The organism is Clostridium sp. AUH-JLR23 (assembly GCF_964238065.1).
Lineage (GTDB): Bacteria > Bacillota_I > Bacilli_A > Erysipelotrichales > Coprobacillaceae > Allocoprobacillus > Allocoprobacillus merdigallinarum.
On sequence record NZ_CAXSKY010000031.1, the window covers coordinates 1 to 8,220 of the forward strand.

9 protein-coding genes are annotated in these 8,220 nt (G+C 32.4%); 5 read left to right on the forward strand and 4 right to left on the reverse strand.

What is annotated here, in order from left to right; genetic code table 11:
- Window positions 1-128: 128 nt before the first annotated feature.
- From ACESR5_RS11865 to ACESR5_RS11880, 4 genes are read right to left on the reverse strand one after another with little or no spacing between them, the layout of a single operon-like run.
- A complete protein-coding gene (locus ACESR5_RS11865) occupies window positions 129-821 on the reverse strand; it encodes a GNAT family N-acetyltransferase (RefSeq protein WP_373155958.1) in 693 nt (230 codons plus the stop codon).
- 23 nt (window positions 822-844) lie between these two features.
- Complete coding sequence (locus ACESR5_RS11870; RefSeq protein WP_373155961.1) at window positions 845-1,576, reverse strand: ABC transporter permease; 732 nt, start codon at window positions 1,574-1,576, stop codon at window positions 845-847.
- Entirely contained in the window at window positions 1,573-2,388 is an 816-nt protein-coding gene (locus tag ACESR5_RS11875) for an ABC transporter ATP-binding protein (protein WP_373155963.1), read from the reverse strand. The genes ACESR5_RS11870 and ACESR5_RS11875 overlap by 4 nt, the downstream gene beginning before the upstream one ends.
- A 2-nt stretch (window positions 2,389-2,390) precedes the next feature.
- On the reverse strand, window positions 2,391-3,173 hold the full coding sequence (locus tag ACESR5_RS11880) for a MerR family transcriptional regulator (RefSeq protein WP_087304343.1): 783 nt from the start codon (window positions 3,171-3,173) through the stop codon (window positions 2,391-2,393).
- 130 nt (window positions 3,174-3,303) lie between these two features.
- On the opposite strand from ACESR5_RS11880, the gene ACESR5_RS11885 reads away from it, so the two are divergent.
- The 5 genes from ACESR5_RS11885 (at window position 3,304) to ACESR5_RS11905 (ending at window position 8,074) form a co-directional block, all read left to right on the forward strand.
- Complete coding sequence (locus ACESR5_RS11885; RefSeq protein WP_373155965.1) at window positions 3,304-4,053, forward strand: HAD-IIB family hydrolase; 750 nt, start codon at window positions 3,304-3,306, stop codon at window positions 4,051-4,053.
- Window positions 4,054-4,288: 235 nt separating this feature from the next.
- On the forward strand, window positions 4,289-5,443 hold the full coding sequence (locus tag ACESR5_RS11890) for a homoserine dehydrogenase (protein ID WP_087244103.1): 1,155 nt from the start codon (window positions 4,289-4,291) through the stop codon (window positions 5,441-5,443).
- Between the two features lie 6 nt (window positions 5,444-5,449).
- On the forward strand, window positions 5,450-6,679 hold the full coding sequence (locus ACESR5_RS11895; protein WP_087244102.1) for an aspartate kinase: 1,230 nt from the start codon (window positions 5,450-5,452) through the stop codon (window positions 6,677-6,679).
- A 13-nt stretch (window positions 6,680-6,692) separates the two neighbouring features.
- Complete coding sequence (locus ACESR5_RS11900) at window positions 6,693-7,727, forward strand: aspartate-semialdehyde dehydrogenase (RefSeq protein WP_373155969.1); 1,035 nt, start codon at window positions 6,693-6,695, stop codon at window positions 7,725-7,727.
- Window positions 7,724-8,074: a DUF2200 domain-containing protein gene (locus ACESR5_RS11905; RefSeq protein WP_373155971.1), complete on the forward strand. Its 351-nt coding sequence runs from the start codon at window positions 7,724-7,726 to the stop codon at window positions 8,072-8,074. The genes ACESR5_RS11900 and ACESR5_RS11905 overlap by 4 nt, the downstream gene beginning before the upstream one ends.
- The last annotated feature ends 146 nt before the right edge of the window (window positions 8,075-8,220 follow it).

Sequence of the window (8,220 nt, forward strand, 5' to 3'; positions counted from 1 at the left end):
CAATGGATATAATACCATATATTCTTTCATTTGAAAACTAAAAGCTGTTGACTTTTTTACTTTGTCAACAGCCTGAGGGATGCACATGCATCCCTATTCCATTGACTCATATCAGGTAAGTCAATACTCTATTCATCAAATACCCAATAAGAATAAGTTGTTGATAAAGTCATATTTAATTTTCTTTGTAAAGCTAATGATGCCTCGTTTCCTACGACAACCTGACAATAAGGGACTTTCTTTTGTTTCAGTAATGCATTCATCAAATAGCTTTCCAACAAAGAACCATAACCTCGTCTTTGATATTCTTTTTTGATTTCTAAAATGCCCATGCTTCCTTCTCGATGCATACCAATAAATCCAGCTAACTGGCCATCATGAAACAATCCCCATAATGCTTTCTTTTCAATACGATCTTTTATATAATCTCGATCACTCATATGATGATAAATATGATAAACATCATCAAGATAATCCTGAGTCAACAAGCGTATAGAAACATGATCAGGGATTGTGAATTCTATTGGCTGAGTTGCCATATAAACTGCCTGATAACAGGCAAAATAATCTTTTTTATGATATTCATTGATCAGTAAATCAACAACTTCTTTTTGTTTGACATTATATAATTGATATTGATCTAAATGGCATTGACTCCATAAGCTTTTGAACTTGTCTATATCAGTCATAGAAATCATGATGGACTGACTTTCTCTTTCCAGCATAATCAAGCCATCCTCTTCACGATAGAAAACATCTGTCATATTTAAACGTAATGGCTCAATAAAATCAATATCATCAATTGAATCTAATATCATCATTCTACCCTCCTGTATTGATTATATCATGGCAGATGACGAAAGGAAGAACGAATTGATCTTAGTAATGCATAACAAATCACTAAAGCAACAATCAATATCGTACATAAAATAAAGATATTTGATAATTGTATAGGTTGTTCAATCAGTAATAGATAACCCCATGTAGCTGGACAAAGTTTTCCAATGGTTTCTAAAAAAGAAGGTAATAAAGAAACAGGAAACATAATACCAGATAAAATGATAGAGGGTAAAAAGATGATTTGACTGACCATAGTCAGCTTGGCCTGATTATGAACTGCTAATCCTAAAATGCAGGCTATACTTAATGATACCAAAACAAATAATATCAACATCACAAAATATAAAACTGGATGAATAGGACATGTTGCATCAAAAAGAAGAGGAGATAAAATATAAATCAGACCGCTCATCATCATTAAATGAATAAATGCTGATAAAAATAAAGACAAAACTGCAAAATATTCAGGTATATGATTGGCCATATACATTTTCTTAATATCTGTTCCATAAATTTCAGCAATAGATGGTGGTAAACCAATATATGCCCCCATCGAAACACCCATGACTGTCATAGATGCCATCAATGTTTCTTGAGACTCAGGCATGATGGATGTAAAAACACTTCCCATCATTAAGAAAAAGAGTAATGGCACTAAATAACATGTGATTAATAATGAACGAGAACGGATATCCATTTTCCATTGTAAATAAATCCCATAACCTAATGCTTTCATATTTCATTTCTCCTTGCGACTTCTAAAAAGTGCTGTTCTAAAGTCCCACGATTGACTGTCATATCTAAAATATCGAGATCTTGTTTTTGATAGTCCTGACAGATTTGCATCAATGTCTGTTGAATATGTTGTGTCGTATAAACTTTTTCTCCTTCTTGACTATTGACCTTAATATAATAATATCGTCCAAGTTGTTTCGCTAATTCTTCTACTGTTCCTATAAAAGCCATTTTTCCTTGCCTTAAGATCCCAATACGATCACATAAGCTTTCTACTTCATTCATATCATGACTCGTCAAAACAATCGTCATTCCCTGTTTTTGACATTGGATAATATTTTCATGCAGGGCTTTTCGTCCAGCGACATCTAATCCTGCAGTTGGTTCATCTAGAAAAAGCAGATCAGGATGTCCCATCAAAGCTAATGCCAGATGAAGACGACGTTGCTGTCCTGTCGAAAGTTCCCTATATGTCTGATCAGCTATTTCTTCAATACCTAATGTCTTGACTATTTCTTCATCTAACTGTGCATGCTTCCATTTTGAAAACAACTTCATAGCTTCTTTCACTTTCATATACGCAGGTAAAGCTGAAGATTGAAGCTGAATGCCTATTTGACCATGAATTTCAATCTGTCCCTCATCATATTTTAAAAATCCTTCCAGACATTCTAAGATTGTTGTTTTCCCAGCACCATTCATTCCTAATATGCCAAAGATTTCTCCTTTTTTCACATCAAAACTGACATCCTTTAAAACCTCAAGTGTCTGATATTTCTTTTTCAAATGTAAAACATGCATAATCGTATCCATCATCATTCCCCCTCAAATGGATTATATCCTAATTTTTGAAAATAAATTTCTAATGCTGGTTTCAAATAATCATTGACTTCATTTTGTTTTTGAATCCATTCCTGATTTTGGGCATCAGTTAAATGATCAAATTTCATTAAACGTGGTAATAAACTCATATCCCCTTGCGTAAATTCCATAATCAAATTCCAAAACTGACCAGTCATCTGCTGGACCTGTTCATCTTCTGGAGGAAGATGTTTTGCCTTCAGCTTTAAGATGTCTTCATTGAGCTGATGAAAACGTTGAATAAATTCCTGACCACTATCTTTATCAAACTGTTGACGAATATGTTCCAATGTTTCATTATCAAAATGTTTAATTAACCAATAATACTCATTATCCATTTGAAGATTCACAATGATATCTGCATATTTTTTAAAATCAACTGTTTGCATTTGATTGACTTCAACCTTTAAGGCTTTAATGGCTGATAATGTATTTTGAAGCTGTTTGATTTTTTCTTCAATCATGACTTCCTGTTGATGAAGCGCATGTTCTACTTTTTGAGGTGTATCTAAAACTTCTATTCTATTTTTAATATCATCTAAAGTAAAACCTAATGATTTTAAAGATTGAATCTGATGAAGTAAAATCATATCCTGATAAGTATAAAGACGTCGGCCTCCTTCACTTTCACTGCTAGGATGTAACAATCCTTTTTGATCATAAAACTGTAATGTGCGAACAGTTGTTCCCATCTTCTTTGCAAGTTCTCCAACTGTCATATATTTGTGATTATTCATTTTCCATCCCTCCTGCTTTTATTATAATTCATAACGTTACGTCACAAACAAGCATTTTTGTCAAAAATATATGTATAATCTCTTTGTATTTCAATATGAATTCCCCTATAATAAGATTTGGGGTGAAAATATGAAATTACTTGCTAGTGATTTTGATAATACATTATGGTTTGAAGATCATATGAAAGATGAAGATGTTAAAGCTATTCATGAATTTCAAAAACATGGACATCTGTTTGGTATTTGTTCTGGGCGAAGCTTAAGTGGTATTTTACGTCCTTCAAAACCTTATGATATTCAGTATGATTTTTTTATTTTATTAAGTGGGGGACTCATTTTAAATAAGGACTATGAACCTATTTTTGAAAGTCAGATTCCTATATCTTTAGTCAAAGACATCTATGAATTTACCGGCAAACAAAATATGTCGATTGTTCATAATGATGTGACATATCATCTTAATACAAAATTTAAAGATCATATTTTTGATCATGAAATTCATTCTTTCAATGAACTTCCTTTTACACATATTCAGGCTTTTTCATTTCACTATCAAGATCATGAATTAGACCTGGCTCAAAAGATGACACGTCTCATTATTGACAAATACGGTCATCAAATTGAAGCTTTTCAAAATAATCAACATATAGATTTAGCAATGAAAGGCTGTTCAAAAGGAAAAGGTATTCAAATCATTGAAAAATATTTCCACTTATCACATGATCATATTTATGGAATTGGAGATAACTATAATGATTTACCTATGTTAGATGCCATTCAACATAGTTATTCTTTTGATTATGCTCCCTTACCAGTTCAAAAGCATGCCAAGACAATTGTTTCACAATTGTCTAAGTGTATTTTAGATATTGAAAAATAATTTTATTTTTAATAAAAATAAAGCATCTTTTTTCGCTTATTTCAAAATTATTTATTCATAAATTGACAAATGTATACAAAAATGATATTATCAATGCAATAACAAAGGAGGACATTTTCATGCGGATTTATAAACATGAATATATCATAGCCGATCATATGAGAGTGTCTAGATTGTTGTCAAAGAAAACCATATCTCATGAAGAATGAGATTTTTTATTTAGAGGGGGTATCATATGAAAATTGGTGTTATTGGTCTAGGAACTGTTGGGTTTGGCGTTGTAGAAATCTTAACACAACAAAAAGAAAGATTAGAAAAGCACATTCATGAAGAAGTGACAGTTAAATATGGCTGTGCTTTAAATGAAGTGACTTTACCAGATGGTATCATCTATACCCAAGATTTTCATGATGTTTTAAATGATGATGAAGTTGATGTTGTGGTAGAATTAATTGGTGGAACAACAATTGCTAAAACAATCATTTTAGAAGCCTTAAAAAAAGGGAAACATGTTGTTACTGCAAACAAAGCATTGATTGCACATGATGGTCAGGAAATCTTTGAAACTGCAGCCAAATATCATGCTAAAATCTATTATGAAGCTGCTGTGGGTGGTGGTATTCCTGTCGTTGTTCCAGCTAAAGAAGATTTAATTGCTAATGAGATTGAGAAAATCGAAGGTATTTTAAATGGAACAACAAATTTCATTTTAACATTAATGGAAACAGATAATTTGGATTTTCAGGAAGCTCTCACAATAGCTGATGGCTTAGGATATGTAGAAGCCGATGCCAGCTTGGATTTAGATGGGATTGATGCTGCACATAAGATTTGTATTTTAACTATGAATGCTTTTGAGATTTTCTTTGATTTCAATAAGATTCAATGTACAGGTATTCGAAAAGTCACAAAGAAAGATATAGACTATGCTAAAAAATTAGGATACCGTATTAAGTTGATTGCACAGGCTAAAAAACTTGATCATGGTTATGGAATTGATGTTTCTCCTACCTTAATTGGTATAAAAGACATAGTTGCGAATGTGAATCAAGCATATAATGTAGTAGAAATCACTTGTAATTATTTAGAAAATGTGATTTTCTATGGTAAAGGTGCTGGGCGTTATGTCACTGCCAGTGCTGTTGTGAGTGATATCATCAAAACACATCAACCAACAATATGGCAACATCAATATCAATATGTAGAAGAGATTTATCCAATTACATATTCTAAATATTATATCAGATGTGATCATCCTCTAGATATTGACTATGAAATGTATTATTCTCAAGATCATGATCATATCTACATTACAAATCCTATTGAACTGAATGAGTTAAAACAACAACTTCAAGATGAAACCTATAATTTATTGAAAGTAAGGGGTTAAAATAACATGAAAATAATTGTTCAAAAATTTGGTGGAACCTCAACACGTAGTATTGAAACACGTGAACATATGTATAAAAATATTATTCGTGAACACGATAAAGGCAACAAAGTTGTTGCTGTGGTCAGTGCGATGGGGCGCTATGATGATCCCTATGCAACAGATACCCTTCTATCCATTGTTCATACAGATCAATTGACAGATGAAGAAATTGATCGTTTAACAAGTATTGGAGAAACGATTTCAACACTTGTTGTTAAAAGTGAACTGGCTAAAAAAGGCTATGTTGTAGACACGGTAACAAACGGAGAACTGGGTATTTTGACAGATTCACATCATCAAAATGCAACGATTACAACCGTAGAGGGAAAACATATTTTAGATAAACTTAAAAATGCTGATATTGTGATTTGTCCAGGATTTCAGGGATATTCTCAAAATGGAAAAATTACCACTTTAGGTCGTGGTGGCAGTGACTTATCTGCCGTTGCTATTGGTGTTGCAATAGATGCCAATGAAGTTGAAATATATAGTGATGTTAACGGTATTTATACAGCTGATCCTCGTATTGTTCCTGATGCGATGAAATTAAATTATATCAGTTATTCAGAAATGCTGGAACTTTCTAAAAATGGCGCTAAAGTTCTCAACCATCGTTGTGTACAATTGGCTGCCAAACATGATATTGTGATTCATGCAAGAAGTTCTTTCGATGAAAGTCAGGGAACATATGTGTTAGGAGATGAAAAAATTATGAAAGATCATTTAAATCAATTCATTATATCTGGAATTACTGGTTCACAAAATGAAGCGAGAATTACTCTCGTTGGTGTTGATGCCAAAGTCAATGGTGCTGGTGAACTCTTTGAAAAAATTGCTGATGCTAATGTCAATGTCAATGTCTTCAGTCAGGCATTAGTCGGTGGTGGTAGAATGGATATTTCTTTAATCATTAATGATAAAGATGTTCCTGCTGTCGTTGAAGTCATTAATGATTTAAAAGAAACATTGCAGGCTAAAAAAACGATTGTGCGAGGAAATATTGGAAAAGTGGCTGTCATTGGTGTTGGTATTAAAAATAATAAAGGTATGTTCCAGAAAGTTTATAATACACTCATGAGTCATGATATTAATGTGGAAATGACTTCTTGTAGTGAAATTAATATTTCTTGTTATATTGATCGAGATGATGTCAAAAGAGCACAGGTTTTATTACATGAAGCATTCTTAGGTTAGGAGGACTATAAAAATGAAAAAATATAAAGTTGCAATTGTAGGAGCTACTGGTGCAGTGGGTAGAGAAATGTTAAGATGTATTTTTCAGTTTCACTTCCCATTTGAAAGTTTAAAATTATTAGCTTCTTCAAGAAGTGCTGGAAAAGTGATTGAATATGAAGGACATGAATTTGTTGTTGAAGAATTAACTGAAAATTCATTTGAAGGTATTGACGTTGCTTTCTGGAGTGCTGGTGGAAGTATTTCTGAAAAATATATGCCTTACGCTGTTCAAGCTGGTTGTATCAATATTGATAATACTTCTCATTTTAGAATGGATCCTGATGTTCCATTAGTTGTTCCAGAAGTCAATGCCTATGCATTAAAAGAACATAAAGGGATTATTGCTAATCCAAACTGTACAACGATTCAAATGGTCAGTGCTTTAAATCGTTTAAATGAATATTTTGATATTGAAAGAATTATTGTGTCTACTTATCAGGCTGTTTCAGGTGCTGGTGTTGCTGGAATGGAAGAATTATATCGTCAGTCACAAGAAGTTTTAGATGGTAAAGAACCTGTTGCCAAAACATTACCTTGTGCTTCTGATAAAAAACATTATCCAATTGCTTTCAACTGTATTCCTCAAGTGGATAAATTTGATTTAGATAATCATTTTACAAAAGAGGAAATGAAAATGGTGAATGAAACAAAGAAAATCTTTAATAAAGATATTAAAGTTAATGCCACTTGTGTCCGTGTTCCTGTACTCAGAGGACACAGTGAATCTGTTTATATCGAAACAAAAAAACCAATTGATATGGATAAAGTCTTTGAATTATTATCAAATTCTCATGGTGTTGAACTCTATGATGATATTGAAAATCAGATTTATCCTATGGCAACTCTATTTATTGGTGATGAACTTGTCCATGTGGGGCGTGTCCGTCGAGATTTAGATAATGATCATGCTTTAAGCTTATGGATTGTGGCTGATCAGCTTATGAAAGGTGCTGCTTACAACTCTGTTGATATTGGCTTAAAGATGATAGAGATGGGATTGTTATAATGAGTAATAAAGTCTTCCAGATGCCCTTTTCTCAAATCTATTCTTTACTGCTTCAAAAAGCATTGAAAAAAGGACGTAACCAAGAAGAAGTTGATACAGTCATTCAATGGTTAACAGGCTATTCTCAAGCTCAGATTCACGCAATGCTAAAAACACCTATAGACTATGAACATTTCTTTCTTCAGGCTCCAAGCTTGAATGAAAAAAGATTTTTAATCAAAGGAAGTATCTGTGGTGTTAAACCAGAAACCATTGAAGATCCTATGATGCAAAATATGCGCTATCTTGATAAACTGATAGATGAGCTGGCGAAAGGAAAAAGCTTAGATAAAATATTAAGAAACTAAACAAACGAAGTGAATTTTGTTTCACTTCGTTTTTTATTCAAAAAAAGAAGATGAACATTCATTCATCTTCTCAGGCTGTTGACAAAGTGGTAGAATTTTTTATTAAATCTACCACTTCTTTTTATTTTTTATGCAAATTGATAAAT

Coding starts and splice junctions, on each gene's coding strand:
- ACESR5_RS11875 (WP_373155963.1), bottom strand. CDS start 2,388: ATGGATACGATTATGCATGTTTTACATTTGAAAAAGAAATATCAGACA.
- ACESR5_RS11900 (WP_373155969.1), top strand. CDS start 6,693: ATGAAAAAATATAAAGTTGCAATTGTAGGAGCTACTGGTGCAGTGGGT.
- ACESR5_RS11895 (WP_087244102.1), top strand. CDS start 5,450: ATGAAAATAATTGTTCAAAAATTTGGTGGAACCTCAACACGTAGTATT.
- ACESR5_RS11865 (WP_373155958.1), bottom strand. CDS start 821: ATGATGATATTAGATTCAATTGATGATATTGATTTTATTGAGCCATTA.
- ACESR5_RS11870 (WP_373155961.1), bottom strand. CDS start 1,576: ATGAAAGCATTAGGTTATGGGATTTATTTACAATGGAAAATGGATATC.
- ACESR5_RS11885 (WP_373155965.1), top strand. CDS start 3,304: ATGAAATTACTTGCTAGTGATTTTGATAATACATTATGGTTTGAAGAT.
- ACESR5_RS11890 (WP_087244103.1), top strand. CDS start 4,289: ATGAAAATTGGTGTTATTGGTCTAGGAACTGTTGGGTTTGGCGTTGTA.
- ACESR5_RS11880 (WP_087304343.1), bottom strand. CDS start 3,173: ATGAATAATCACAAATATATGACAGTTGGAGAACTTGCAAAGAAGATG.